The sequence below is a fragment of the Devosia nitrariae genome, assembly GCF_030160115.1.
Taxonomy (GTDB): Bacteria; Pseudomonadota; Alphaproteobacteria; order Rhizobiales; family Devosiaceae; genus Devosia; species Devosia nitrariae.
On record NZ_BSNS01000022.1, the window covers coordinates 404,202 to 430,457 of the forward strand.

Annotated in this window: 26 protein-coding genes; 9 read left to right on the forward strand and 17 right to left on the reverse strand. The window is 65.0% G+C overall.

Annotation, left to right across the window (positions count from 1 at the left end; all coding sequences use genetic code 11):
* Positions 1 to 9: 9 nt before the first annotated feature.
* The 11 genes from QQK18_RS21605 to QQK18_RS21655 form a co-directional block, all read right to left on the reverse strand.
* The gene (locus QQK18_RS21605; protein WP_284342437.1) at positions 10 to 678 is read right to left on the reverse strand and encodes a TetR/AcrR family transcriptional regulator; all 669 of its coding nucleotides are present in this window, start codon (positions 676 to 678) and stop codon (positions 10 to 12) included.
* A 41-nt stretch (positions 679 to 719) separates the two neighbouring features.
* Positions 720 to 2,768, reverse strand: a complete 2,049-nt coding sequence (locus QQK18_RS21610; RefSeq protein ID WP_284342438.1) for a dipeptide ABC transporter ATP-binding protein — start codon at positions 2,766 to 2,768, stop codon at positions 720 to 722.
* An 8-nt stretch (positions 2,769 to 2,776) separates the two neighbouring features.
* Positions 2,777 to 3,640, reverse strand: a complete 864-nt coding sequence (locus QQK18_RS21615) for an ABC transporter permease (protein ID WP_284342439.1) — start codon at positions 3,638 to 3,640, stop codon at positions 2,777 to 2,779.
* Positions 3,641 to 3,643: 3 nt separating this feature from the next.
* The gene (locus QQK18_RS21620; RefSeq protein WP_284342440.1) at positions 3,644 to 4,591 is read right to left on the reverse strand and encodes an ABC transporter permease; all 948 of its coding nucleotides are present in this window, start codon (positions 4,589 to 4,591) and stop codon (positions 3,644 to 3,646) included.
* Between the two features lie 3 nt (positions 4,592 to 4,594).
* Positions 4,595 to 6,124, reverse strand: a complete 1,530-nt coding sequence (locus tag QQK18_RS21625; protein ID WP_284342441.1) for an ABC transporter substrate-binding protein — start codon at positions 6,122 to 6,124, stop codon at positions 4,595 to 4,597.
* A 169-nt stretch (positions 6,125 to 6,293) separates the two neighbouring features.
* Positions 6,294 to 7,394, reverse strand: coding sequence for a CapA family protein (locus QQK18_RS21630; protein ID WP_284342442.1), 1,101 nt, complete (start codon positions 7,392 to 7,394; stop codon positions 6,294 to 6,296).
* Positions 7,395 to 7,525: 131 nt separating this feature from the next.
* Positions 7,526 to 7,663, reverse strand: a complete 138-nt coding sequence (locus QQK18_RS21635) for a hypothetical protein (protein WP_284342443.1) — start codon at positions 7,661 to 7,663, stop codon at positions 7,526 to 7,528.
* A 151-nt stretch (positions 7,664 to 7,814) separates the two neighbouring features.
* Entirely contained in the window at positions 7,815 to 8,252 is a 438-nt protein-coding gene (locus QQK18_RS21640; RefSeq protein ID WP_284342444.1) for a CBS domain-containing protein, read from the reverse strand.
* 18 nt (positions 8,253 to 8,270) lie between these two features.
* Positions 8,271 to 9,029: an SDR family oxidoreductase gene (locus tag QQK18_RS21645; RefSeq protein ID WP_284342445.1), complete on the reverse strand. Its 759-nt coding sequence runs from the start codon at positions 9,027 to 9,029 to the stop codon at positions 8,271 to 8,273.
* A 151-nt stretch (positions 9,030 to 9,180) separates the two neighbouring features.
* Entirely contained in the window at positions 9,181 to 9,879 is a 699-nt protein-coding gene (locus QQK18_RS21650; RefSeq protein ID WP_284342446.1) for a sensor histidine kinase, read from the reverse strand.
* A gap of 132 nt (positions 9,880 to 10,011) precedes the next feature.
* Positions 10,012 to 10,983 carry an alpha/beta hydrolase gene (locus tag QQK18_RS21655; RefSeq protein ID WP_284342447.1) on the reverse strand — a complete coding sequence of 324 codons (972 nt, stop codon included), beginning with the start codon at positions 10,981 to 10,983 and terminating at the stop codon, positions 10,012 to 10,014.
* Between the two features lie 313 nt (positions 10,984 to 11,296).
* On the opposite strand from QQK18_RS21655, the gene QQK18_RS21660 reads away from it, so the two are divergent.
* Complete coding sequence (locus tag QQK18_RS21660; RefSeq protein WP_284342448.1) at positions 11,297 to 12,091, forward strand: alpha/beta fold hydrolase; 795 nt, start codon at positions 11,297 to 11,299, stop codon at positions 12,089 to 12,091.
* Between the two features lie 67 nt (positions 12,092 to 12,158).
* Here the strand turns inward: QQK18_RS21660 and QQK18_RS21665 are convergent, their stop codons facing one another.
* Positions 12,159 to 12,743 carry a glutathione binding-like protein gene (locus QQK18_RS21665; protein ID WP_284342449.1) on the reverse strand — a complete coding sequence of 195 codons (585 nt, stop codon included), beginning with the start codon at positions 12,741 to 12,743 and terminating at the stop codon, positions 12,159 to 12,161.
* Between the two features lie 391 nt (positions 12,744 to 13,134).
* On the opposite strand from QQK18_RS21665, the gene QQK18_RS21670 reads away from it, so the two are divergent.
* The 5 genes from QQK18_RS21670 to QQK18_RS21690 all read left to right on the forward strand — a co-directional run bounded on the left by QQK18_RS21670 (position 13,135) and on the right by QQK18_RS21690 (position 18,540).
* Positions 13,135 to 16,368: an MASE1 domain-containing protein gene (locus QQK18_RS21670; RefSeq protein ID WP_284342450.1), complete on the forward strand. Its 3,234-nt coding sequence runs from the start codon at positions 13,135 to 13,137 to the stop codon at positions 16,366 to 16,368.
* Positions 16,365 to 17,006, forward strand: coding sequence for a response regulator transcription factor (locus tag QQK18_RS21675; protein WP_284342451.1), 642 nt, complete (start codon positions 16,365 to 16,367; stop codon positions 17,004 to 17,006). Before QQK18_RS21670 ends, QQK18_RS21675 begins: the two co-directional genes overlap by 4 nt.
* A 2-nt stretch (positions 17,007 to 17,008) precedes the next feature.
* Positions 17,009 to 17,389, forward strand: a complete 381-nt coding sequence (locus QQK18_RS21680; RefSeq protein WP_284342452.1) for a response regulator — start codon at positions 17,009 to 17,011, stop codon at positions 17,387 to 17,389.
* Positions 17,390 to 17,403: 14 nt separating this feature from the next.
* On the forward strand, positions 17,404 to 18,096 hold the full coding sequence (locus QQK18_RS21685; protein ID WP_284342453.1) for a response regulator transcription factor: 693 nt from the start codon (positions 17,404 to 17,406) through the stop codon (positions 18,094 to 18,096).
* 78 nt (positions 18,097 to 18,174) lie between these two features.
* Positions 18,175 to 18,540, forward strand: coding sequence for a VOC family protein (locus QQK18_RS21690; protein ID WP_284342454.1), 366 nt, complete (start codon positions 18,175 to 18,177; stop codon positions 18,538 to 18,540).
* A 134-nt stretch (positions 18,541 to 18,674) separates the two neighbouring features.
* Here QQK18_RS21690 and QQK18_RS21695 read toward each other — a convergent pair whose 3' ends face one another.
* From QQK18_RS21695 to QQK18_RS21705, 3 genes are all read right to left on the reverse strand, one after another.
* Positions 18,675 to 19,673 carry an acyltransferase domain-containing protein gene (locus tag QQK18_RS21695; protein WP_284342455.1) on the reverse strand — a complete coding sequence of 333 codons (999 nt, stop codon included), beginning with the start codon at positions 19,671 to 19,673 and terminating at the stop codon, positions 18,675 to 18,677.
* A 192-nt stretch (positions 19,674 to 19,865) separates the two neighbouring features.
* Positions 19,866 to 20,723, reverse strand: coding sequence for a sugar phosphate isomerase/epimerase family protein (locus QQK18_RS21700; protein ID WP_284342456.1), 858 nt, complete (start codon positions 20,721 to 20,723; stop codon positions 19,866 to 19,868).
* A gap of 114 nt (positions 20,724 to 20,837) precedes the next feature.
* Positions 20,838 to 21,608, reverse strand: a complete 771-nt coding sequence (locus QQK18_RS21705; RefSeq protein WP_284342457.1) for a DUF899 domain-containing protein — start codon at positions 21,606 to 21,608, stop codon at positions 20,838 to 20,840.
* A gap of 256 nt (positions 21,609 to 21,864) precedes the next feature.
* Between QQK18_RS21705 and QQK18_RS21710 the strand changes: the two genes are divergently transcribed.
* Positions 21,865 to 22,032 (forward strand): hypothetical protein, encoded by a 168-nt coding sequence (locus QQK18_RS21710; RefSeq protein ID WP_284342458.1) that lies wholly within the window; start codon positions 21,865 to 21,867, stop codon positions 22,030 to 22,032.
* Positions 22,033 to 22,377: 345 nt separating this feature from the next.
* Entirely contained in the window at positions 22,378 to 22,608 is a 231-nt protein-coding gene (locus tag QQK18_RS21715; protein WP_379993890.1) for a helix-turn-helix domain-containing protein, read from the forward strand.
* Between the two features lie 99 nt (positions 22,609 to 22,707).
* Here QQK18_RS21715 and QQK18_RS21720 read toward each other — a convergent pair whose 3' ends face one another.
* Positions 22,708 to 23,499, reverse strand: coding sequence for a hypothetical protein (locus QQK18_RS21720; protein ID WP_284342459.1), 792 nt, complete (start codon positions 23,497 to 23,499; stop codon positions 22,708 to 22,710).
* A 136-nt stretch (positions 23,500 to 23,635) separates the two neighbouring features.
* On the opposite strand from QQK18_RS21720, the gene QQK18_RS21725 reads away from it, so the two are divergent.
* Entirely contained in the window at positions 23,636 to 25,222 is a 1,587-nt protein-coding gene (locus QQK18_RS21725; RefSeq protein WP_284342460.1) for an L-aspartate oxidase, read from the forward strand.
* 36 nt (positions 25,223 to 25,258) lie between these two features.
* On the opposite strand, the gene QQK18_RS21730 is transcribed toward QQK18_RS21725, so the two are convergent.
* The gene (locus QQK18_RS21730; RefSeq protein ID WP_284342461.1) at positions 25,259 to 26,218 is read right to left on the reverse strand and encodes a carbohydrate kinase family protein; all 960 of its coding nucleotides are present in this window, start codon (positions 26,216 to 26,218) and stop codon (positions 25,259 to 25,261) included.
* Positions 26,219 to 26,256: the final 38 nt, after the last annotated feature.

The window sequence follows — 26,256 nt, forward strand, 5'->3', positions numbered from 1 at the left end:
AGGTTTCGCTCATTTGGCGGCCTCGTCCTCGATCATCTGCAACCAGGAGAAGGAGCGATAAGGCTCCCTGAGGATGGGCCGCATGACCATGTCGTAGAACTGCGCCAGGGAGTGCTGCCGGCTGACCGAGGACTGGTCGTAGAGCCATTGCACGCGCAGACCGTCGGCCAGCGCGATAAGCCACCGCGCCACCGTCTCGACGGTCAGCCCGTCCGGTAGCGCCGCCTCGTCGACGATGGCACTGAAATGCTCGACGGTTGAGGTGACGATGTCCTCGTAGCGTTGCTCGAACCACTCATGTGCAGGGTGGTTGGCAGGGATGCTCTCGGCCGAGAGCACCGTCATCAGCTGTACGAGCGGCGGATTGCGGTCGTTGTTGCGCAGCGTATGGAGAAAGACGGTCAGCGGATCGAGCCCCTTCTCGCGCTCCGCCTGCGTGTCGCGCTCGTTGCGCGCTTCGCGCTCCAGCAGCACGGCGTGCAGCAGCGCGGCTTTCGAGGGAAAGTGGTGCAGCATGCCGGCCTGGGTCATGCCCACGTCCCTAGCAATGTCCGCAATGCTGGCCGAATTGAAGCCACCCTCGGAAAACAGCCGCGTTGCCGATTCCAGAATAGCCTTGCGGGCCGCGTCGCCGCGCGGGCTGCGGCGGCTGGCGCGTTTGTCCGAGGTCTCGTTCATGGCCTGCTCCCTTGCTGGGAGGACCTGATGCTCCATCCCAGTCACGCCTTTCCTGGTTCGGCCTCGCCAGCGAAATGGCAAGCGGCTTTCTGTCCATTCGGCGTTTCGACGAGGTCCGGAGAGGTTGTATTGCAGATTTCACGCTCGGAACGAAATGCGGGACCGATCGGGCAGCGGGTGCGGAAGCGGCATCCGGAGGGCGGACGCGCGGGGCTGGGCATGTCGCCGGTCAGGATGGTGCGGTTCTCGACCGACCGATCCGGATTCGGCTCCGGCGTCGAGCTCAGCAGCGCTACCGTATAGGGGTGCTGCGGGTTACCGTAGACCTCCTCGGCGGTGCCGATCTCGACGATCCGCCCCAGATACATCACCGCCACACGGTCGCTGATGTGACGTACGACCGAGAGGTCATGAGCAATGAAGAGGTAGCCGAGGCCGAGATCGTCGCGCAGCTCTTCGAGCAGCGAGATGATCTGCGCCTGGATCGAAACGTCCAGGGCCGAAACCGGCTCGTCGCAGATGAGGATCCGGGGATTGGCCGAGAGGGCGCGGGCGATGCCGACGCGCTGGCGCTGGCCGCCCGAGAGCTCGTAGGGGTAGCGCGGGACGTAGTCCTGACTGAGACCCACGCGTTCGAGCAGCTCGACCATGCGGGTTTCCGCCGCGGCCCCGGTGATGCCGACGACGTTGAGGGCTTCGGTGATGGATTGGCCGATGGTCCGGCGCGGATTGAGCGAGGCGAAGGGGTCCTGGAAGATGTATTGGATCGTGGTGCTGACCTGCCGGCGATCCTCGGGTTCCATCGCCGTGACGTCGCGACGGGCAACGCTGATGCGGCCCTCGCTGACGGCATTGATGCCCATGATGGTGCGCGAGAGCGTGGACTTGCCGCAGCCGGATTCGCCGACGAGGCCGAGCGTCTCGCCCGGATAGACCTCCAGCGACACGCCATCGACGGCATAGACCGGATCGGACGTGCGCAGGAACCCGCCGGGGCGCGCCACATTGGTGCGCAGCCCCTCGATCCTCAATGCTGGTTCCCGCTCCCGCTCCCCATGGCGCGCCCGCATCGTGGCTTCGGCCGCAACCGGCGCCACATCGCCGCCTGCCATCGCGACCCAGCATGCCGAGCGCCGCTCGTCGCCCATAGGGGCGAGCGGAGGCACCTCAACGCGACATTTGTCGACGGCGTTGCTGCAGCGCGGATGGAAGGCGCAGCCCGGCGGCAGACGGAGCGGCACCGGCGGTGCGCCGGGAATGGCGATCAGCGGGTCGTCGCCCGCGGTATCGAGCCGTGGCACAGCCTTGAGGAGCGCCGCCGTATAGGGGTGGCGCGGATTGGCGAAGATATCGCGTACCGGGCCCTGCTCGACCACCCGGCCGCCATACATGACGATGAGATCGTCGCAGAGCTCGGCCACCACGCCCATGTCGTGGGTGATCATGATGATCGACACATTGAGCTCGCGACCGAGGTCGGCCAGAAGCCGCAGGATCTGCGCCTGGATGGTCACGTCGAGCGCCGTCGTCGGCTCGTCGGCGATCAGCAGGGCCGGATCGTTGGCGAGGGCGATGGCGATGACGACGCGCTGCCGCATGCCGCCGGAGAATTCGTGCGGATACTGATCGATGGTGCGCTCGACATCGGGAATGCCGACCTGCGCCAGCAGCGCCTTGGCGCGGTCGCGCGCGCTCCCTGCATCGGCGCCATGCACCATCAGCGCTTCGGCGATCTGGTCGCCCACCCGCATGACCGGATTGAGCGCCGCCTGCGGATCCTGGAACACCATGGCGATCTGCTTGCCGCGGATCCTGCGCATCTCCCCTTCCGGCAAGTCGATCAGGTTGCGGCCGTTGAGCAGGACCCTCCCCTCGCGCACCCTGCCGGGTGCGCGCAGCAGGCCCATGATCGATCGTGCGGTGACCGATTTGCCCGACCCGGACTCCCCGACGATGCCGACGACCCGGCCGGGAAAGACGTCGAAGGAAACGTCCGTGACAGCCTTCACGCTGACCTTGCCGGCGTCGAACGTGGTCGTCAGATGCTCGACCTTGAGCAGGGGCTGGGCGGGCGGCGTTAAAACGTCCATGACAGCGATCATGTGCGGTTGACCGTGCGATTGAGCGCATCGGCAAGCAGGCTGAAGGCCAGCGCCAGAAGCAGCAGGATCAAGGTGGGCCCTAGGATATAGAACGGGGCGATGGTGATGTAGCGCATGCCGATATTGAGCAGGATGCCCAGCGACGGCTCGGGAGGCTGCAGGCCGAGCCCGACGATGCTCAGCGCCGCCTCAGTAAAGACCGCGGCAACGACGAACACCGCACCCTGGACGATGATCGGATCGATGGCGTTGGGCAGGATGTGCCGCACCATGATCCGCCACTTGTCCACCCCGAGCGTGCGCGCGGCAATCACATATTCCTGATGCTGCTGGCTCAACAGGGTCGCGCGGGCAAGCCGGCCGAAACTTGGCAGCCCGCCGACGACGATGGCGACCAGCAGCGCCGTCCACCCCGCCCCCAGCACGAGGACGACGCAGATGGCGAGGATCAGACCGGGGAAGCCCACGATGATGTCGAGCGCCCGTTGCACGAGTACGCCGAGGCGCGGCGACAGCGCCCCGGAAAGGCCGAGGAATGTGCCGAGGATCATGCTGATCGGCACGGCAACGGACGCCAGGGCCAAGTCCGTGCGCAGGCCATAGATGCTGCGCACCAGGATGTCGCGGCCGAGTTCATCCGTGCCGAAGGGATGCGCCCAGGACACCGGCAGCAGTGAATCCCGCGTCTGCAGGTCATGACCTTGCGGATAGATGACGGGCGCGAGCAGCGCGACGCCCGCAAGCAGAACGATCAGCGCCAGGGCGATCTGCCCCTTGGGCGTGGTGAAGGCCTGGAGATAGCGAGCCAGCGTCGGGTTGAGGCGAGAGCGCTTGTGGGATGGGGTCGAGATTTCAGTCATCGCTCAACCCTCGAGACGGATGCGCGGATCGAGCGCGGCCAGGATGATTTCGGAAAAGAGCTGAATGAACACCGCTATGACCACCGCCCCCAGGATCAGCACCTGCAGCACGACATAGTCGCGTGACTGCACCGAATAGACGGCGAGGCTGCCAAGCCCGTTGCGCGCAAAGATGGCTTCGATGACGATGGCCCCAGCCAACAGGTCCCCTGCGCGCAGGCCCAGGGCAACCACGGCCGTTCCCAGTGAGTTGCGCAGCACATGGCGCCGGGTGATCTGGCCCGGCGGCACGCCCTTGGCCTTGGCGAGATCCACGAAATCTTCGCCACGCGCCGAATTCATCGCCGTCTGCAACAGGCGAGCAACGATTGCCGCCTGCGGCAAGGCTAACGCCACGGCCGGCAGGATCAGATACTGCAGCGCCAGCAGCGGATCCTCCAGAAAGCCGACCTCGCCGCTGATGGGCAGGATCGGAACGAAGATGCCGAGGAAGAGGATGAGCAGCAACCCGGTCAGGAACGGGGGGGTTGCGAGGAACACTGTCGTCATCGCGTCGAGCACTGCGCGCGCCCACTTGGAGCGCGGGGAGCCGGCGGCAATACCGAGAGCAAGGCCGATGATGATCATCAGCAGCATGGCCAGGAGCGCGAGCTCGAGCGTGCTTTCGAGCCGGCTGCCGATGACGCTCGCCACCGGCCGGCGCATGATGAAGGATTCGCCCAGATCGCCGCGGAACATGCCGAAGATCCAGTCGAAATACTGCTGGTAGAGGGGCTTCAGGAGCCCCATCCGCTCACGCACCGCCGCCAGTTGCTCTGGAGTCGCGTCCGATCCCGCAATGGTCAGCGCCGGATCGCCCGGCGCCAACCTCGGTAGGACGAAGGCGATGATGGAACTGATGAACGCCACCATCGCCACCGACGGCAGTTTCCTCAAAAGGAAACCGAACATCTGCTACTCCAGGTACGAGCCCGCGAGAACGAGTTGACCACGGACGGTCGCCACCACGCCCTGAAGGCCGGACGACATCACGGCCTGGCCGGGAGCTTGCACCAGAACGGTGCTGAATGCCTCATCAAGCATGTATTCGCTAAGCGCCGCGGTCGCATCGCCGAGCGCCTCAGGCGTGGCCGACGCCAGCATGGCCTCGCGCAAGGCGACATAATCGTCGTTCCAGAACGCGGAAGGGTTGCCTTGACGCAGCGAGGGAAGCGAACTCAGCAACGTCGGCGAACTAAAGCCGACCTGGCCGTGCAATAGCAGGAATGCAGCGCCCAGATCGCCGGCAATCTGTCGCTGGTCAAAATCGGCGACATCGAGCACAACGGCCTCCGGCACGAGGCCGACTTCGCGCAGATTGTTCTGCACGATTTCGAAAATGCTGCGCTGGGATGGAATGGCCGGAACGATAATCGGGATCGCAGCGCCCTCGGCGCCGGCCTCCGCGATAAGCTCGCGAGCCCGGTCCGGATCATATGTATAGTGATTGGCCAGTTCCCCGCTATAGCCGGGCGCCGCCGGCGACCAGAAGAGGTCCGTGACGGTGCCGGTGCCGAGGAACACTTGGTCATTGATGCGGTCGCGGTCGACGGCATAGGCGATCGCCTGGCGCACTAGCTTGTCGTCGAACGGCGGGATCGTGACGTTGACGCCGAGCGGATAGATGGTGCCGCCGGTCTCAAGCACGCTGAACTGCGGATTGCGTATGAATTCGACCGTGTCGCGCGGGGTCAGGCCCGTGGTGATCTGCGTGCGGTTGCTGCGCAACGCCGCAATGGACGCGGTCGGATCGGGAATGACGGCGAACTCGATCTCGTCGAACCAGGCCGTGTCGGTCGAGCGGTAGTTCTCGTAGCGCTTGAGGATGATCGAGGCGCCCGGCGACCATTCGGAGAACATGTAGGGGCCAGTGCCGACGACCTGGGATCCGTCCTCGCGCTGGTCGTAAGTCTCCCTGTCGATGATATAGGTCTCCTCGAAGAAGTCGAAGATGTTGCTGAGCGGGCGCTTGAAAGCGATGGTCAGACTGTGGTCGCCCGTCACCTCGATGCTCTCGAACTCACGGGCAATAAAGCCGACCTGCGAAGCGCTCTCGGGCGTCGCGGCCGTCTCGAAGGAGAACTTGACGTCCTCGGCCGTCATCGGCCGGCCGGTATGGAACGTCACGTCGTCGCGCAGCGTGATGTCCATGGAAAGCCCGTCTTCTGCCAGTGTCCAGGATTGCGCGAGCACAGGCTGGGGCTGGAACGTCTGCGGGTCCACAAGGGTCAGGGTCTCGAACACATTGCGGATCCACGGCGCATTGCCGGCCCGCAGCGCCAGGATGTTGATCGGCTGGGCGTCGGCAGACTGCGATACCGTCAGGATCCCGCCGCGCTCCTGCGCCCAGGCGGCAGCCGTGCTGCCAAGAAGCACTGCGGCGATACCCGCGGCAAGCATGCTCGAACGGAAAGGTCCGCAACCGCGGGCGACACTCATAGTCATTGGCTCCTCCATCAACGGTTCTGCCGCGTGGGCTTGCGTGCCCCTCTTGCGGCTCCATCGACGGGATCGTAGCAAACTAACCGAGCACTCGCTAGGTTTAATTTGATGTCGCGGCTGAAACCGCCTTGTCATCCTTCCTTGCGCGGCCCGTTCACCGTGTTCTCCTGCCTTACAATGCGAGATCCATGGCTCCGAAGGCATCGATGTCGAGGGAAAGGCCGAAGCGGCCGTATTCGTGCTGCAGGCGCCGATGCAACTCTGCGGCCGTGCCCGCGTCCAACCGTTTGAGTCGGAATTTTTCGATCTTGAACGGCACCAGGCGCAAGGCCAGCAGCTTTCCATCGACACCGTTGAGCCGGGGCAGGTACATGACGGCGAGATCGGACCTCTCGCCGTCGTGCGGCCCGATGCTTTCATAGTCATTGAGGAAATCGCCGCACCCGTAGAGCACCAGCCGGTTCCGATAGATCTCGGCCGCCTTGGGGTGGTGTGAAGAATGGCCGAAGACGAGGTCCGCTCCGCCATCGATAAGGGCGCGCGCAAAGCGCCGATGCCGTGAATCGATGTCATATCCCCAGTTGGGGCCCCAATGAATCGAGCAGACGACGATGTCGTCCGCCTTGCCGAAGGCGGACACGCGCTCGATGGCCAGACCGATCGCCTCTTCGTCGTCCTCGTCCACGAAATTGACGCCCATGCGGCCCGCTGCAGCTCGCCAATGCCGGTCGACGCCGCTGGAGGGACAGGCGAAGGCGTGGAGGACAATCCTCTGCCCGGCATGGACGGGCAACACGGCGGGGGCGGCGGCCTCGATTGCGTCGCGGCCGGCCCCCACCCATCGAATGCCGGCGGTCCCGAGGGCTTGCAGCGTGTCGCTCAGCCCTACCTCACCCCAGTCGAGAACATGATTGTTGGCGAGCACGCAGCAATCGATCCGCAGTGCAGAAAGACAATCGATGTTGTCCGGATGCATGCGGTAGTTGATGCCCTTTGGCTCGGGCGCGGCCGACCTTGTGATCGCAGTTTCGAGGTTGATGATGATGAGGTCCGGCGCTTGCTGTGCCAGCGCTGTCAGCGCGTCGCCCCAGACATAGGATGGCGGGACCGCGCGACGAATGGCGCCGTTCCGGTCTTCGGCGAGCTTCACGTAGCCGAGCGCCGAGCGCATGTAGCGTTCATAGAGCTCGGGCGACGAGGGATGCTGGAGAATCTGGTCAATGCCCCGGCCGGTCATGACATCCCCCGCCAGCATCAAAGTGACATCGCGCATCTGCCCGTCCCTGCCCGTCGTCGGCACCTGACCATCAGGTCACATCCGATCCTACTCCACCGGCTGAATCGAATGGAAATCTGGCCCTGTCGCCCACCCCTTACACGGCTCGGCAGACGGCAGATGCGCGGTCAGGCGGTGCCGGGGACGGGCCCGTTGTCGACGATCGGGACGCGGCTTGCTTCCAGTCGCTCGAGTGCCCGGCCGACCCGCTCGGCAATGGCGCGACTGAACTTGCCATCGGGAGAAATGGTCTCATAGAGACGCAATTGCTCCGGCGTGATCCCGGCTTCCGCCGCCAGTTCCTCACGCTGAAGACCAAGCGAGATGCGACGATTGTGATCGCCCCTCGGCAGCCGCTCCGATGGATCACGAAGGTCATCGCTATTGTCTCCTTGATGGATGGCGCCTGCGACCGCCTTACCGGTAGCCCTTGCCGGCGATGTAGTTGACCAGCTGGTCTTCCTGGTCCTGCTCGAATGCGAGAATGGCCTCGAGGGCGTCACGGATGTCGAGCGTCCCCAGCGGCCGGCGGCCAGGATCGAGCAGGGGCAGGCTCTGCAGGCGCCGCGCCACCATGAATTCCCATGTTGTGCGCAGGTCGTCTGACGGCGATGCCGAAAGCACCGAGTTCGTCATCACGGCGGTGACCGGCATATCTGTCCGGCCGGACCTCGCCAGATGCCTGACAAGATCCGACTTGCTGACGACGCCCGTGGCCCGGTCGGCGGCATCGCAAACGATGATGAGGCCGAGGCGGGCGTCAGAGAAGGCGTCGGCGGCCGCTTGCACCGAGCTCGCGTGGCTGAGAGCCCTGAACCTCGTTCTGGTCGCCCCGATCAGGTCCGCGATGATCACGGCACGCCCTCCTTCTCCCTACGCGGCCCGGAACTGCGTTCGGGACAGCCAGGCCTCGAGACTGGTGGGGGCGATGCGCGGGTTCTCGCCCGGGATCAGCGTGCGCTCCTCGATCGGGACGCCGAAGTACCTGGCGTCGGGATCGGCGATGACCAATCGCTCGTCATGGTTTGCCGCCAGCACCCGGCTGACGATATCGGTAAACCGGAAAGGCTCCGGGCCTGCCAGTTCCACCATGTCGTTGACCGGCGCGCGAACCGAGATCTGGGCCAGCGTTTCGGCCACGTCGTCGGCCGCTACCGGCTGGATCAGGGCCAGGGGCATCCGCACCACCTGCCCTTCGGTGTTCGAGCCGGCGATACCGCCCATGAACTCGAAGAACTGCGTGGAGCGCAGGATGGTGTAGGGAATGCCGGACTTGCGCACCAGGTCTTCCTGCAGCAGCTTGGCGCGGAAATAGCCACTGTCGAGCAACCGGTCCGTACCTACCACCGAGAGCGCGATATGGTGGCTGACCCTGGCGGCGGTCTCGGCCGCAAAGATGTTGCGCCCCGAGGCCGTGAAGAAGTCCCAGGCGACAGCGTCGTCGAACGAGGGAGAGTTTGCGACGTCGACGACCACCTCGGCCTCCTCCATTGCTTCGGGCAGGCCGTCGCCGCTGACCGTATTGACGCCCGAGGACGGCGAAGCGGCAACAACGTCGTGCCCGCCGTGACGCAACCTGGCGACGAGCTTGGAACCGATGAGACCGCTTCCGCCAATGACCACGACTTTCATGACAGACTCCTTTGTCCGGTAGATTGGTTGATGTCGCGATTGTGGACACCGGGGGCTTGCGCAGCCATCGTCCCGGAGGCGTGGGGACCTATGCTTTTGGTTTAGGGCCTTTCGACCTCGGTCGCAGTCGGGCACCGCCTCCCGGATATCGTCAGGTCGATACCGGCAGGCGCAGGACTACGGAGGTGCCGACCCCCGGCGCGCTCTCGATGAAGAGGCGCCCGTTCGAGCGCTCGACGAACCACCTGACGCCCGGCAGGCCCATGCCGTGGCCGTCGCCCGGCTTGGTGGTGAAATGCGCTTCCAACACGCGCTCGAGGATTTCGGGCGCCATGCCGACACCGGTGTCGTTGACGGTAAGCTCGACTTCCGGCGCTTCCGGGCCGTCGGCTAAAAGGGCCGAGATGGTCAGTGTCCCGCGGCCGGGCATGGCGTCGCGCGCATTGAGCGCGAGGTTCAGCAGTGCATTCTGCAGGGCCAGGCGGCTGCATCGGATCTTCGGCACGAGGCCGATATAGAGCTTGATGCGGATATTGGGGCCGCACGCATAGCGCAGAAGCGGCCCCATCTGCGTGAGGCATGTATCGATGTTCACCTCCTCGGCCTGCAAGGCGTCGGGGTCGCTCGACCCCCGCACCAGCGCGCCGGCGCGTTCGAGGGAATCGGCCGCGTGCGCGACGATCGCTCCGAGCCCCTCGGAAGCGGCGACGTCCGCGTGGCGCGACATGATGCTGACGGCCGACATGGCGATCTGGATATAGTTGCCGAGGTCATGGACAAGACCAACGACGCTCTCGTGTGTGGCGGGCGGGATGATTTCGGGTTTGGCCTGCGGATATTGGGGTGTCATGGCGTTCCCTCCTACGGGCGACGGAGGCGAGGTGGCGCACCTGCCGCATGACCTCATCCAGAGGGGTGCCACCTGAGCTCCGGCAAAGGCGCGGCGGATCACAAGGGACCCGCCGCGAGATGACAGCGGCGGTCAGCTCGCCGCGAAAACGAAGCGCAGATAGCCGGTCGCCTGGCCGACGGCGCCGCGCACCGCCGGCGTCATGGCCAGAGCGTTGAGCATGACGAAGTCGTGGATGGTGCCGTTGTAGCGCACGCTGGTCACGCGCACGCCCGCCTGCGCGAGCTTGCGGCCATAGGCTTCGCCTTCGTCGCGCAGCACGTCGTTCTCATCGACGATGATGAGCGTCTGCGGCAGCCCGGCAAGGTCCTCGACCAGCGCGTTGAGGGGCGAGGCGTGCACCTCGGCGCGCTTGTCTGTATCGGGGATGTACTGCTCCCAGTACCACGCCATCGCCTCCCTGGTGAGCCAGGGGCCCTGCGCAAACTCCTCATAGGACGGGCTCGACATCGAGGCGTCGGTGACGGGATAGAATAGAAGCTGCGCCTTGAACGCAGGACCCTTGCGCTCCTTGGCCATGAGCGCGATCACGGCGGCCATGTTGCCGCCGACGCTGTCGCCGGCGATCACCAGGCGGCTGCCGTCGACATTGAGCTTGTCGGCGTTCTCGGCAATGTGCCTGGCAACGGCATAACCTTGCTCGACAGCCACCGGATAGCGGGCCTCCGGCGAGCGTTCGTAGTCGACGAAGACCAGTGCCGCGTTCGCCCCGACCGCGAGTTCGCGGATCAGCCGGTCGTGGGTCTCGCGGTCGCCGAGTACCCAGCCGCCGCCATGCATGTAGACGATGACCGGCAGGGCGCTGGTGGCGCCGGCCGGCCGCAGCACGCGGATCCTGGTCTCCCCGGTCGGACCCAGCGGCAGGGTGACGTCCTTGACGGTGACATCGGCGAGCTTCACCTCAGCCGATTTTTGCGCTCCGGAGAGCACCGCCCGTGCATCGACGGGACTGAGGGTCTGGATGGGCTGCGACCCGGCAAGACTTTCAACAAAGGCGTGTGCGGTCGGCTCGAGCCTGGGGCTCATGGACATTGGCTTGTTCATTTCGGCTCCTGTTGGAGTTGGTTGACTAAGGAGCGGCGCATGGGAGTGCCGGCAGCTTGGCTTGCCGGCGAGCATCATGGCTGCCGCACCGGCATCAGGCGATTTCCCACCCACCTCGGCCATCGGCCTTAGGGCGAGGTCTTCCACACCCCAAGGTTTACCCGCCTAGGCGGCAGGCGGGCGTTCCGGCCTCAAGGCGTTGCACCCACCTCGCCTTCCGACGAACTCCGCCTCGGCCCGCGCACAGTGGTTTCGTCCGCTGCGGGCGCCATTGTTCGAAGGCGGCCATCCCGGCCGATCTGGAGAACATGAAATGCAGAAAGCTCTCGGAGCCATCGCTCTTGCCGCGACACTCGGCGTGTCTGCCGGCACCTCGGCGCAGGAGCCGGCCAAGCCGACGGTCGTTTTCGTCCACGGTGCCTTCGCGGATTCGTCGGGCTGGAACGGCGTCATTTCCCAACTCAACCGCGACGGCTATTCCACCATCGCCGCCGCCAATCCGCTGCGCAGCCTCGGCGGCGACGCCGCCTCGGTTTCCGCCGTCCTCAAGAGCATCCCGGGCGAGGTCGTGCTGGTCGGTCATTCCTATGGTGGTCTCCTGATCACCGAGGCCGCCAACGGCAATGATAACGTCAAGGCGCTCGTCTATGTCGCCGGCTTCATTCCCGAGGCGGGCGAGTCCGCCTTCACCCTCTCGACCAAGTTCCCCGGCAGCACGCTGGGCGACGCGCTTCAGCCTGTGGCCCTGGCCAATGGCGGTGTGGACCTCTACATACAGCCGGCCAAGTTCCACGCGCAGTTCGCCGCGGATATTCCCAAGGACGTCGCCGCTCTGATGGCGGCAACGCAGCGCCCGGTGACGCAGGCAGCTCTCTCCGAGTTGACCACTGTTGCCACATGGAAGGCGGTGCCTGCCTTCACCATCTACGGCTCGGACGACCTCAACATCCCGGCCGCTGTCCAGAGCTTCATGGCCGACCGCGCGGGCGTCGTGAAGGCCGTCGAGATCCCAGGCGGTTCGCACGCGCTGATGATCTCGCATCCGGACGAGGTGGCCGCGATCATCCAGGAGGCCGCGATCATCGAGGAAGTCGCCTCGGCGCAATGAGCCGGATTCAAGCATCGAGAGAGCCGGCCGCCCATCGCGGCCGGCTCTTCCATTTCGGCGGTTGTCTTTAGATCAGCCCTTCATGGCGCATCGCCGCTTCCACCGCCGGACGCGCCGCTATACGCTCGCGCAGAGCCTGGAGCAGCGCGGGAATGGGTACGCCAAACCGCTCCGCCCACAGCAGCATCACGAAGAGGTAGAAATCGGCAACACTTGGCATGTCGCCGAAGAGATAATCGCTCGCAAGGCTATCGGAAAGGAGCTGCAGTTGGCGGGTGATCGCCTTGGCCGCTCTCGCCTTCTCGGCGTCCGTGCCGCTGTGCCAGAACGGCTTGAAGCTGCGATGGACTTCGGTCGAGATGTAGGTCAACGCCTCGATGACCCGCGTCCGGCCCAAGGGGCCGGCAACACCGAGCGCCGGGTACTGCCACGCGATCCAGTCGAGGACCGCGGTGTTTTCGGTCAAGGTCTCACCGTCGTCGAGGACAAGTACCGGCACATAGCCCTTCCGCGAGATTGCGCCGAGGTCACCACCCGAGGCCGTGCGCTTGGTCTTGAGATCGACCCGCTCCCGCTCGAAATCGACACCGACCTCGATGAGAGCAATGTGATCGGCAAGACTGCAGGCGAGCGGAGTATAATAGAGCTTCATGGCATCAATCCTCAGTGGACTGATCCACTGTGTCCCGCGGGTTGCGCGTGCGGAACTATACCTAGGGATTGCCAATTTGACCTTTCAGTTAGGCCAACCGCTGTCACCGGTGAGATGCGTTCTTGCTGGAAGGTGGCGAGTTTCGGCCACGAGCCGTGTCAACCGGACGAGACAGGGATGACGAATGCAGGGGTTTTTCCGGTTTCTCTCTGCAGCCAACGAAACGGCAGGCGAGCGTCTTACCTGTCCGGCTCTCTCTCCTCATCTGCCGTGGGCTATGCATGGATTTCCATAAGATGCGGCCAAGGCACTGCCCGACTAGGGTAGGGGCGTGAGTTTATCGGCGTAGATATAAGATAAATGCCTCAGCAAGCGCCGATGGGAGCCGCCGATGATGCGCGTCTGGTCGCACCGCCCCAAATTCCTGCATCTGGGGCTCTTCATTGCAGCCTATGTCCTGGGCTGCGGATTCGCGCAGTCGCTCGCGATCGTACCTGGAACAGGTATTTCCATCTGGCCGCCTGGCGGGCTTTTCATCGCGACTCTCGTCCTTGCCCCAAGGCAGAGCTGGCTGTGGTGGGTGCTCGGTGGGTGTCTCGCTGAACTCTTCAGCAATTTCGTGTGGTTCCACAGTCCGCTGCCCGCAGCCTTCCTCATCTATGTCGGCAATGCGCTTGGAGCAATGACCGGCGCCTGGCTCGTGACCAGGGCCTCCAGGGCGTCGGTCCGGCTGGAAACCCTGCAGGATGTTCTGGCCTTCGTCGTGCTGGCCGCCGGAGTTGCGCCGGTCGTCAGCGCGACGGCGGGAAGCGCGACACTTCAATGGTTCGCCATACAGTCGCAGACGTTTGCGGAGGCCTGGCCTCTGTGGTGGATCGGAGACGCAACCGGCATTCTGATCGTCGCGCCATTGGCGCTGGTGGTCGTCCAAAACTGGCGCGGTGAGCAGCTCTCGACCGCGCGATGGATGGAGGCCGCCGTCCTGGCGCTGATCTTCCTTGGTGTCGCCGCCCTTTCCCTCAGCGGTTATCTGCCGTTCGCCTACATGATCATGCCGCCGCTCCTTTGGACCGCGGTGCGCTTCGAGTTCAAAGGCGCGGCCGTCAGCTTGCTACTCCTCGCGCTGATCACGGCTGTGTTCACCATATCCGGCGATAGCCAGTTCGCCGGAGACCCCGAGTCCCAGAGGGACAGGCAGGTCATGCTGCAGCTCTTTCTGGCCATCTCGGCATTTTCCGCGCTCGTCGTTGCCGCCATATCCCGCCAGCACCAGCTGGCAATGCTCACCTTGCGTCAGAATGTCGAGGCGTTGCGGCGCAGCGAGCAGCAACTCCAGCAGATGATCGATGCGGTGCCGGTCCGCATCTGGAGCGCCACGCCCGCGGGTGGACCGGTCTATTTCAACAAGCGATACCAGGACCATTTTCGCGCTGTCCTCGACGGATTCGACCGGCTCGATAAGCCGGGCATCGCGCAGTTGCTGCAGGAACTCGTTCATCCCGACGACACTGCCGAGGTGCAGCGCGCGCTTGAGGAGTGTTTCGCGACCGGGAACGGCGCGGCGATGCGGTTTCGCTGGCGCGAAAAGGACGGCGTCTATCGCTGGGCCGAGTGCAGGGTAGAGGCACGGCGCGATGAGGACGGATCGATCGCGGAATGGTATGGCGTTTCTCTCGACATCGACGATGAGGTGCGCGCGCAGCAGGCGCTGCGCGAACGCGAGCGGGAGCTCTCGCAACTCGTCAACATGGTCCCGAGCCACGTTTGGCGCCTGACGGCCGAGGGCGAGCCGACCTTCATCAACAAGCGCCTCGGCGATTTTCTCGGTCTTGACGTAGAAGACTACGACCAGCCCGGCATGAACCGGCTGGCGGGTGCTATCCTGACTTCCGCCCACCCCGAGGATGCACCGGTCATAGCGGAGACGATTGGTCACTCCCTCGTCACCGGCGAAACTTTTTCGATGAGGTGGCGCGTGCGTCGTGCGGACGGCGTCTATCGCTGGGTGGATTCGCGTGCGGAGCCGTTACGCGACGAGTCCGGCGCCATCACCCAGTGGTTCGGCGTCAATGTCGACATCGACGACCAGATGGCGGCACAGCAGGCGCTACGCGACCGCGAGCGCGAGTTCTCGCACCTTGTCAACATGGTCCCGATCCCCATCTGGCGCCTGGCGCCCTCCGGAGAACCGACCTTCTTCAACAAACGCCTGATCGATTTCCTGGGCCTTGACGTGGCGGAGTACGAAAAGCCCGGCGTGAGCCCGTTGGCGGCCGCCATCGAGACAGTCGTTCACCCCGACGACGCAGCCAGGGTGAGCCACGCGCTCAACCATTCCCTCGCGACCGGCGAGAACTACGCCTTGAGATACCGCCTGCGCCGCGCCGACGGCATCTATCGCTGGATGGAGGTGCGCGCAGAACCGATGCGCGATGAGAACGGACGCATCCTGCAGTGGTATGGCCTTGCCAACGACATAGAAGATCAACTGCGTGCCGAAGAAGCGATCCGGGAGAGCGAGGAGCAGTTGAGACGGCTCGTCGACGCCCTGCCGACCCAGATCTGGGCGGCGACGGCGCAAGGGGAACCTTCCTACCTCAACAGGCGCCTCGCCGAATATGTGGGCCTGACCTTGAGTGATCTCGACATGCCCGACTCGAGCCGCCTGCAGGTGGCCATCCAGAGCTCCGTCCATCCCGACGATGCGCCTTCGGTCGGGCGCGCCCTCGTTCACTCGTTCGGGACGGGCGAGACCTTTTCAATGAAGTACCGGCAGCGGCGCGCCGACGGCATCTATCGCTGGATCAACGGCCGCGCCGAACCGCTGCGCGATGCCGATGGGCAGATTGTGCAGTGGTATGGCGTGAGCTTCGACGTCGACGACGAAGTGCGCACCCAGGAGGAACTGCGCCGCACGCAGGAAAGGCTCGCGATCGCCTCGCAGGCGGCGAGCCTTGCAGAGCTCTCGGCATCCATCGCGCATGAGGTCAACCAGCCTTTGGCGGCGGTCGTTGCCAACTCACATGCCTGCGAGCGCTGGCTGACCGCCGATCCACCCAATCTCGAGCGGGCGCAGAGAACCGTCGAGCGCATCATCCGAGACGCCAACGCCGCCGCCGACGTCGTCAGCCGCATCCGCGCCCTGTTCCGGCAATCCGTCGAGACCAGGACCGGCACCATGCTTGCCAGCGTCGTCGCCGAAGCGCGCAGCCTTATCGCCGAGGAGGCCACGCGGCGGTCCATCCGCCTCGATGTCGGCATCGAGGACGGCCTGCCGCCGGTGGCGATCGATCGCATCCAGATCCAGCAGGTCCTGATCAATCTGATGCGCAACGGCATGGAGGCGACGAGTGCAGTTATCGGCGATCGGGTTCTTGCCATGCGCGTGCGCCGGGCGGGCGAAGTGATCGAGACCCGCATCAGCGACCACGGCTCGGGCATCGCCTTCCCCGACAGGATTTTTGAGCCGTTCTTTACCACCAAAGGCCATGGCATGGGCATGGGGCTAGCCATCTGCCGTTCGATCGTCGAGTCGCACGGCGGACGGCTATGGGCGGAAAACAACGAGCCGCAGGGAGCAGTGTTCGTCTTCACCCTGCCGATCCAAGCGAAGGCTGCGCCATGACGGGGCATGACCGGATCGTCTTCATCGTCGATGACGACGAGCGCATCCGCGAGGCGCTCGGCGAGCTCCTCGCATCGCACGGCATTGACGCCGTCACGTTCGGATCAGCCGGCGACTATATCCGCGCCGACAAGCCCGACATCCCGTCCTGCCTCATCCTCGATGTCGAACTGCCCGACATCAACGGCCTCGACCTGCAACGGCAGATCGCGGCCGGCGATCATCCGCCGATCGTTTTCATAACCGGGCATGGCGATATCCCCTCCTCGGTGCGCGCGATCAAACACGGCGCCGTGGACTTCCTCGCCAAGCCCTTCAGCGACGCCGATCTCATGGCCGCGATCGACGCGGCGATCGGCGAGGATCGTAGAAAAAGAGCCGAACGGGCCGACCTCGGCAAATTGAGGCAACGCTATCTCGAGCTCACGCCCCGCGAGCGCGAGGTGCTGCCGCTCGTCGTAAGCGGACTTCTCAACAAACAGGCCGCCGCTGAGCTCGGCATCAGCGAGGTCACGCTGCAGATCCATAGAAGGAACGTGATGCACAAAATGGCAGCGGCGTCGCTCGCCGATCTCGTGCGCATGGCCGAGCGACTGGAGATACCGGTCACGCACTCGCGTCGGGCGGGAGGGAGTTGAGCGTGGGTGAGAAAAGACCTGTCGTGGCGGTTGTCGATGACGATCCGAGGCTCCTCGAGTCGCTGGAGGACCTGCTGGAATCGGCCGGCTATGCGGCGCGCAGCTTCCCGTCGGCGCGCGCGCTGCTCGTTGCCGGGCTGGGTGGGCTCGATCTCCTCATCACCGACATCGGCATGCCCGGCGTGGACGGCTTCGAGCTTCGCGACCTGGTGATGAAAGCGCGCCCCGACCTGCCGGTATTCCTGATCACCGGCCGTCACGAGCTCGCCGACCAGGGCCGCGCCCGGGGCATTAGCGGATTCTTCCGCAAGCCTTTCGATGCCCAGGCCCTGCTTGCGGCCGTGGGCGACGCCCTGGGCAAATCGGAATTGGGAACGCGATAAGATGGAGGGTAATCATGAGAATTGACCAGCCGTTCGCGCACAGATCCGCGCCACTGTCACAGCCAAGGACCGGTGAAGGCGGGCAACCGCTCGTCCTCATCGTCGACGACGATGCGTCGATGCGCGAGGCGCTCGCCGAACTGATCCTGTCCGCGGGCTTCCAGCCGGTCGACTTCGCCTCGACCCGCGAGCTGCTCGAGGCCGACATCCTCGACAGCCCCGGGTGCCTGATCCTCGATGTGCGCATGCCCGGCGCGAGCGGTCTCGATCTGCAGCAGCAGTTGGCGCGCAGCGGCAAGCCCAAGCCGATCATTTTCCTCACCGGGCATGGCGACATTCCAATGACCGTCCAGGCGATGAAGGCCGGTGCCGTCGATTTCCTGACCAAGCCGGTGCGCGACCAGACGCTGCTCGATGCAGTCATCGCGGGGATTGCCATGGATGCCGCGCGGCGGGCGGAAGCCGTCGTCGTTAAGCGCAATGTCGACCGCCTCGAAACATTGACGCCCCGTGAGCGCGAGGTTCTGCAGCAGGTGGCACGCGGGCGCCTCAACAAGCAGATCGCCTACGACCTCGGCATCAGCGAAGTGACGGTCAAGCTCCATCGCAGCAACGTCATGCGCAAAATGCAAGCCGCGTCCATCGGCGACCTGATCCGAGCCTGGGAAACCCTGCCCGGCGAGATGCGCGGGGTCGAGGCGAGCTAGGTTCGGGCAAGACGCCGATCAACGACAGGTTTGGCAGGCCGTGCTAAAGCACGTGCCGCGCTGATGCGGAGGGTGAAGATGACCATCAAGGCAGTCCGCTTCGTCGGCATGCGCACCGATAAATTACAGGAGCACACCGCGCTCTTTCGCGACCTGCTGGGCCTCGAGCCGGTACGCGAGGAGCCTCAGCTCACCGAGTTCAGGCTCGGCGACGGCACGCGCTTTGAGCTCTACGGGCCCGAAGACACTTTCCACGCCTTCTTTCGCACCGGGCCAGTCGTCGGCTTCGAGGTGCCCGACTTCGATGCGACCAAGCAAAAGATGCAGGCGGCAGGCTTCGCCTTCATCGGCGAATCCCAACACGAGGCCGGTATCTCGTGGCAGCACTTTCATCTGCCTGACGGCACCGTCGTCGAAATCATCGGCCGTGGCCGCCCGACATGAACCGACGCGCCCGAGCTTAATCTTCCGAGCTGCACGGCCACCGACCGCCGCCAAGCATCGGACATCCCGGATGCCGACCGGCCGGGAGGTTCGGTCCATCATTCGCCTTGCGAAGCAATCACCCCTGCCCCGAATCAACGGATGGCGGACGCAGGGAACCAGCCGGTGCGGGAGTACCAATGCCTGCCGCTGCGCAAATGGGTGACGAACGCCCTTTGCAAGCTAGTCGTCTGCGGCAGATCCTCGAGCACCTCGTCCGGTATTAGCGGGTCCGTGTGCATCCGCTCGAAGACGTACTCAAGGATCACGTTATCGGCGCGCTCTTCTCGTTCCTCGTCAAGAGGGAGCAGTTGGAAGCGGCGCTGGAACTGCAGGATGTTCGACCCCTCGGGAAGGTAATCGGCAAGTTGATCGTCAAGCAGCCACGAGTGGCAGGTGAAACGCCGCACCGGTCGCCGGGGGAAATGCCGGCGAAAGAAGGCGGCGGCTTGCGCAAACGATTGGTCACAGTCGTGAGGTTCAAGCGGTTGACCGGCGCCGATGTGCACGGCGAGATCGGCACCATCAAGATGAGGGACCTTGGTCCCACCGAGGTCATAGGCAAGCCGGCCGATGCGGTAGTGCACACCGCGGAACGCCAACGGCTGCACCCACAGTGCGAACAGCAGCCCGCTCGCCCGCGAGTCGGTGACCGCTTGACCGAGTGAACGCAAGGTCGCCCAGCTGATCTCATCGGGGATGCCATGCCCGGCATGGTATTGCCGTACGTCCGGCACCGCCGCCAGAAACGTCCATATGTAGAGATGTCGTACCGGCGCGGTGCCGTCGACGGGCAGATTCGGCCATCCGGCAAAGGCCGCCCCGTTGCCGAGATTGCTGACCAGATCGTGGTAAACCCTCTCGAGGGCCCACCATAGCTCTGGGCTGCTCGCCGGGTCTGGTCGGGTCGTCAGGATCTCCGACCACGCTTCCACTTCAACCGCGAGCGCCGCGAGGTAAGAGCAGACGGTTTCGTCGTCCGGCAGCACCGGGCTTGGCGATCCTGCCGGCAACGGCCGTGCGCGCAGCCATTCGAGCAGGCCAGCCGTCAGCCCAAGCCGCTCACCAACGATTTCCGCATCGAGTGCGCTCATGATGACAGACCCTGACACGGGCCTTCCCGGCCCGGCAATAATGGACGTCATTCATGCAGTGCGCCATTCCGGCTTCGGTGTCTGGCAAAGTGACACCCATAAACCCGGCGAGGGGTGCGCCAGCATTGGAGACGACATCCATCAGCTCCCTCCTTCTTGACGAGCCAGTCGGGGTGGGCCTTGCCTGCACCGTCACCGCGTCAGCCCGTACTGCTCGGCCTTGTTGCGCAGGAACGGCAGGCCCTTGTCCATGACCTCCTCCATGCTGTCGGCCACCGGACGCCACACGGCAAGCCCGTAGGCGAACTCGGGCGGCATGTTGATGAAGCTTTCCATGGCGAGCCCACCCTTGAACTCGATCGCTGCAAGGGCGGCGAAGATTTCGTCCCAGGCAACGTTGCCGTAGCCCGGCGTACCGCGGTCGCTTTCGGAAAGGTGGATATATCTGAGGTGGTCGCGACAAGCGAGGACGCCATTGGCGACGCCCTTTTCCTCGATGTTCATGTGGTAGGTGTCGAGGTGCACGAAGACGTTGTCGGCCCCGATGCGCTCGATGAGATCGACACCCTGCCGTGCCGTGTTGACGAGGTGGTTCTCGTAGCGGTTGATGGGCTCGATGCCGAGTGCAATGCCACGACCCTTGGCGTGCTTTGCGGCGGCGGCCACGGCCCGGGTGATGTTGTCATATTCGCCCTGCGTCGGCGGTACGCCGGTGCGTTCGCCGATCCCGCCATAGATCACGCCCGAAAGCGCCTTGCCGCCAAAAGCCGCGGTCTTGTCGATCGCAGCTTCCAGGAACTCAACGGCGGCATCGGGCCTGACCGATGCCCAGGCGTGCTCGGGAAGTCCGAGTGAACTGACCGCCTTGAGCTCATTGGCTTCCAATAGGCCACGCGTGTGATCCGCATCGATCGCTGCAGGATCGGGCATGGCGATCTCGATGAAGTCGAGCTCGTAGTACCTGGCCGACGTCACGGCGCGTTCGGCCGCTTCGGGCGTCCAATTCATCGCCCAGATACTGGTGTGGATGCCAAATCCGCTGACGGGCATAGGCTCTGTCCTCCACAGAAACGGGATGTAGATGCGGGGCAGCCCGACCGCGCGCGCGTTCGAGCCGGCCCCATTAGTACATGCCCAGGAGCGGATTGTTAGTGCCGCGCTTCTTTACAAGACAATCGAATCTGCGGCTGCCGTCGGCGCTTGCCTGTCGGTGTTATCGGCATGGCAGGAGTGCGGCGCCGCTGCCTCATATTCGTCGTGCCGCTTCATCCAGCCCATGGGCCCGTTTTCGTTACGTCCTTTCGGCGTGACGTCGAGCAGCATGTATGCGGAGAGCGCTTCCTCGCCGCCGCGACCGTATTCGGAATAGGTGTGGTAGACCTGCCCGGCCTCGTCCTTATAGAAGACGCTGTCGCCGGGCAGTTCGTCGCTACCCGGGTCGATCATTGCATAATTATACCAAACCTTGCCCTTCTCCATATCCTCCCTTCGGAACGAGACACTGAAGTCATAATTGAAATCGCTGCCGTAGGACGAGGCGAAGTTGAACCGCCAGCCCATGCGTTTGCGATAGGTCTCGAGCTTCTCGATCGGCGCGCGTGCTATCGCGACATAGGTGACGTCATGGTGCCTGAGATGCTGATAGGCGGCATCCGCGTGATCGGCACCGAACGAACAGCCGACGCACCCCTGCTCCCAATCAGGACCGAACATGAAGTGCTGGACGATGAGCTGGCTGCGCCCCTCGAACAGGTCAGCCAGCGTCCTCCTGCCTTCGGCCGTGTCGAACACATATTCCTTGTCAATCCTGACCCAGGGCAGTTCCCGCCGCTTGGCGCTCAGCCGGTCGCGGGCTCTCGTCAGTTCCTTTTCCTCGACAAGAAGGGCCTTTCGCGCGGCCAGCCACTCATCTCGTGACACGATCTGGTGTTCCATTTTCGACTCCTTTGCGGACGTGCTCTCAGCAACACCCCTGGTCGAATGCGAGGAAACGAAATCGACAGACGCAGGAAAATCTTTGCACTCCGCCTGGCAGCGCAGCACGGAGTCGGCCAAGCCGATCCCCGCGCCGGCACCGCCCCCCGCCCCCAACCCGAACCTGAACGCAAGCTGAACGGCACATTCAGTGCCGGTTGCGGGCTCGCCCGCTATCTCCTCGTCATCATCAATTCCAAGCGTCGCGTTCCCAGCCATGAGCACCGTCTTCCGCCCCGTCATGCCGTTCCTGGCCGCCTTCGTGTTCAGCCTCGTTCTCGTTGCACCCATTGCCCTCACCATCGGCATGGCCGGGCGGCAGAGCCATTCGGAGAGCGGCGCCGGCCTCGTCTTCTATCACGCCGTCCTTGGCATCAGCCGCTGACGCGCAACAGCGGCGGCAGCCGTCCGCGCGCAGTTCCGGCAGAACAACAAAACAAAAGGACCCGCCAACAGGGCGGGCCAGGCGTCAGGAAAAATTCGGGAGAGCTGCCGGCAGGGCCGGGAGTTGGGGGCTCGGATAAACGGGCCTGGCCGGCAGCCACATCTTTGTGATCCGATTCCGTGGCGCCAGCCGGGCGGAATAAAGGCAGGTTATGGGCGATGTCGTGGAAGATATGCCTAAATTCGCTGGAGCGTGCGGCCGCGGCTCGCGTTAACCTGATGTTAACCACGCGGGGTGGAGCTTGATGTCGTTCTGGGTGGTCTGGGGGCTCAGAAGAGGCCGACAATGTATGACTTCCATCCCCGATCTGCTGCAACCGAGCAACTCGTCGGACTGCCCGCCGCCGATGTCGAGCGGGATCTGATCCTGGCAACGCTGCGGCAGGTGGACGGTAACCGCACACACGCGGCCGGCGTCCTGCGCATTTCGGTCCGCACCCTGCGCAACAAGCTTCACATCTATGCCGAGCAGGGCTACCGCGTTCCTGCCCCCGGCTTGAGCGAGAGCGCCCACTAAGCTTCGACTAGAGACAGATCGATAACCTGAAAAATGTCCGGGCCCCGCCTGGACTTTTTCATTTAGGGCTCCGCCACGACCCAGGCGGACCGGCTCAGCTCACTCGAGCTGCGAGAAGAACCATCGCCGGTGCCAGGCGAGGTGCTGCTTGTCGGGCCGCAAAGCCTCGTCCTGCGGCACGATGAGGCGCCCCAGCGGATTGAGCCGTGCGAGCAGGTCCTGATCGATGCGCCCGACATCGACGATCACCCGCAAATCGCCGGCAACGGTCAGGTGCCCCGCCGAGAAGGCCTCGGCCGCCGCCGGCGCCAGGGGCAGGCAATTGGTCACGTGCACCGGCCCGTCCTCGGCGAGTGGCTGGATCGGCACGATCCGCAGGTCATCGGAAGACTGCGTAGCCAACATCATGCCCGTCAGCGCGCAGCCGTTGCCATAGTGGCGCAGCACCGACGTGCCGAGCGCGGAAAAACTCGCATTTTCCAGCGGCGGCCGCTCGTCGGCGGCGAATGGAGCCTCGTCTTCGTCGAGATCGCCCCTCCCCCTGGACTCACCGTTCGTAAGGATTGCCTCGAACATCGCGGCAGGCAGGCTGATCCAGGGAACACCTTCGATCCTGGGAAGGCCACCATACTCGACCGGATCGGAAAAGAGCTCGACCTGCGCGAGCTCGGCGACCAGCCCGCGAGAGTCGGGGCCGCTGGGAACGAGGCCGCTCAGCACGGCGCCGCCGACGAAGCTGTTGCGCCCGGCCTCGCCCGGCAGGAATACCAGCACCTGCCCGCCGATATGGCGCACCAGCTGCGGCGCATCGAACCGGCGCACCGGGATCAGGCAATCAACGATCTCGCCCCTGCCGTCGGAGCTCGTGATGTCGAAGGCCAAACGCAGCATGCTCAATCCCTGATTCGCCTAAAGGTCTAAGCCCAGGGGAAATCCCGATCAATCGGTCAAAATACGTATGTCTTGATCAGTCTCATACATACGGTTAAGCGCTGCGTTACGGGGCGCGCCGGCCGGAGGACACTTGGTGACGACTTTCGACAACACACTCAACGCCGACGGTGCCCTCATCGTCGGCGCGGGTCTTGCCGGGCTTTTCTGCGCGCTAAAGCTCGCGCCGCGTCCGGTCACCGTGCTCTCGCCCAAGCCCCTGGGTTCGGGCGCCTCCTCCGCCTGGGCGCAGGGCGGAGTCGCCGCCGCGGTCGGGGCCGGAGACAGCTCGCACGCCCACGCGATCGACACCGAAATGGCCGGTGCCGGCATCGTCGATCACGGCATCGCCGAGAGCGTCACCGCCGAGGCGGCCGCCCGCATCGAGGACCTTGCCCGCTGGGGAACGCCGTTCGACCGCGACGATTTCGGCAATTATGCGCTGGGGCGCGAGGCCGCGCATTCGGCCAACCGCATCGTCAAGGTCGAGGGCGACCGGGCCGGCTGGGCCATCATGCAGGCGATCATCCGCGAGGTGAGGCGCACGCCCTCGATCCGGATCGTCGAAGGCATCACCGCCGTCGATCTCGCTCGCGCCGATGGGCGCGTCGTCGGCGTCTTCTGCCGCAAGCTCGGCGACCGCTACACCGAGCCGGTGTTCATCCGCGCCCGCGCGACCGTCCTTGCCGCCGGCGGGCTCGGCGGGCTCTATGCCGTCACCACCAATCCGCCGGGCGTGCGCGGTCACGCCATGGGCATGGCCGCCCGCGCCGGGGCCCTGATCGGTGACCCCGAATTCGTCCAGTTCCACCCGACCGCGATCCTGACCGGCGCCGACCCGGCCCCGCTGGCGACTGAAGCCCTGCGCGGCGAGGGCGCCATTCTCGTCAACGACCTCGGCGAGCGCTTCATGCCCGCCATCCATCCGGATGCCGAGCTCGCCCCGCGCGATATCGTTGCCCGCGCCAATTTCCGCCAGATCCGCGACGGGCGGAAGGTCTTCCTCGATACCCGTCAGGCTTTGGGGGAAACGATCCTCACCCGGTTCCCCACCGTTGCCCGCTATTGCCGGGAAGCCGGCATCGACCCGGTCAACGGCCTGATCCCGGTCACCCCGGCTACCCATTTCCACATGGGCGGCGTCCAGGTCGACGAGACCGGACGCTCCTCGCTCCCAGGCCTCTGGGTGTGCGGGGAAGCCAGCTGCACGGGCCTGCACGGTGCCAACCGCCTCGCCTCGAATTCACTGCTCGAAGCGACCGTCTACGGCGCGCGCATCGCTGCGGACATCGGCGGCCTCGAGCCGGTGCGCGCGCTGGCCCCGTTCGACGGCATCGAGTGGAACGACGCCAAGGGCGAGGAAGCCGAGCAGGTGCTGCGCAACCTAAAGGCGGTCAAGGACCTGCGCGCGGTCATGACCGAGCTCGTCGGCGTCGAGAGGCACGCCGAGGGCCTGCGTGAGGCCCTGCGCCGCATCGCCGACCTCGAGGCCAACGCCCAGCAGGTCACCCGCGCCTATCTCAACATGACCACTTCGGCGACACTGGTTGCCGCCGCGGCCTTGAGGCGCACCGAAAGCCGCGGCGGTCATTTCCGCACCGACCACCCGCAGCCCAGCGAAACCTGGGAGCATCATACCACCATGACGCTGGCCGAAGCGCTCGCCATCCGCGCCGGGGCTTGATCGGAGAACCGCCGGACCTGTCCATTGAGGAGCGCGTTACAGCACCGGCTGAACGAGCACCGCCTCGACCTCTTCGCGGGTCGGCGGCACGCAGCCTTTGTAGGCGCAGTTGAGCCCGGCCACCACCGCCCCGAAGCCGAGCATGGACGCGAGCTCGACATCGTCGAGCCGCCCGATCCGCCCCGGCTCCAGCGCCTTCTGCTCGGCAAGATAGGTGAGGATGCCGGCCATCAGGCTGTCGCCGGCCCCCACCGTGTCGCCGAACACCGGCGGGCTATAGATGCCGGCCTCGGCAAGGCCCGAGCGGGTGAAGGCCCGCGAACCTTTTTCGCCGAGCGTGACGATGACGAGCGCACAATTGGCACGGTCGAGCAGGCCCGCCGCGTGCTGCTCGATGCTGAGCGTCGGATCGAGCCAAGCGAGGTCCTCCTCCGAAACCTTGACGATGTGGGCCAGGTCGAGGAAGTGCGACAGGCGCTGGCGATAGCCGTCGGGATCGTTGACTAGCGATGGGCGCACGTTGGGATCGATTGAGATCGTCGCGCCCCTGGCGATGGCGGCCTTGACCACCTCGAGCCAGACGGCCGCATCCTCGGGCTCGATCGGGCCGAAGCCGCCGAACTGCAGGACCTCGACCGCCGCGGGAAGCGCCGTGAGCCCCGCCTCGGCGGTCAGCGCCCGCTCGGCACCGCGGTAGAACTCGTATTGCGCTTTGCCGGCAGCATCGAGGGTGACGACGGCAAGCGTCGTCGGCGACGCCACCCGCTCGCTGAGCAAGGGCCGGACTCCGGCCGCCGCCAAGGGCTCGAGCAAATAGCCGCCGAACCCGTCGCGGGAGATGGGGCAGAGGAAACCGGTTTGGTTCCCGAGCTTGGAGAGGGCGATGGCGCAGTTATAGGGCGAGCCGCCCTGGTGGGCATGCATGCGGATGATCCCGTCCGCCCCCCGCGGGTCGCTTACGAGATCGATAAGGCTCTCCCCGCCGACAACGAACATGCAACACCCTCCCATGCATCACGCGGCCCGTCTGGACC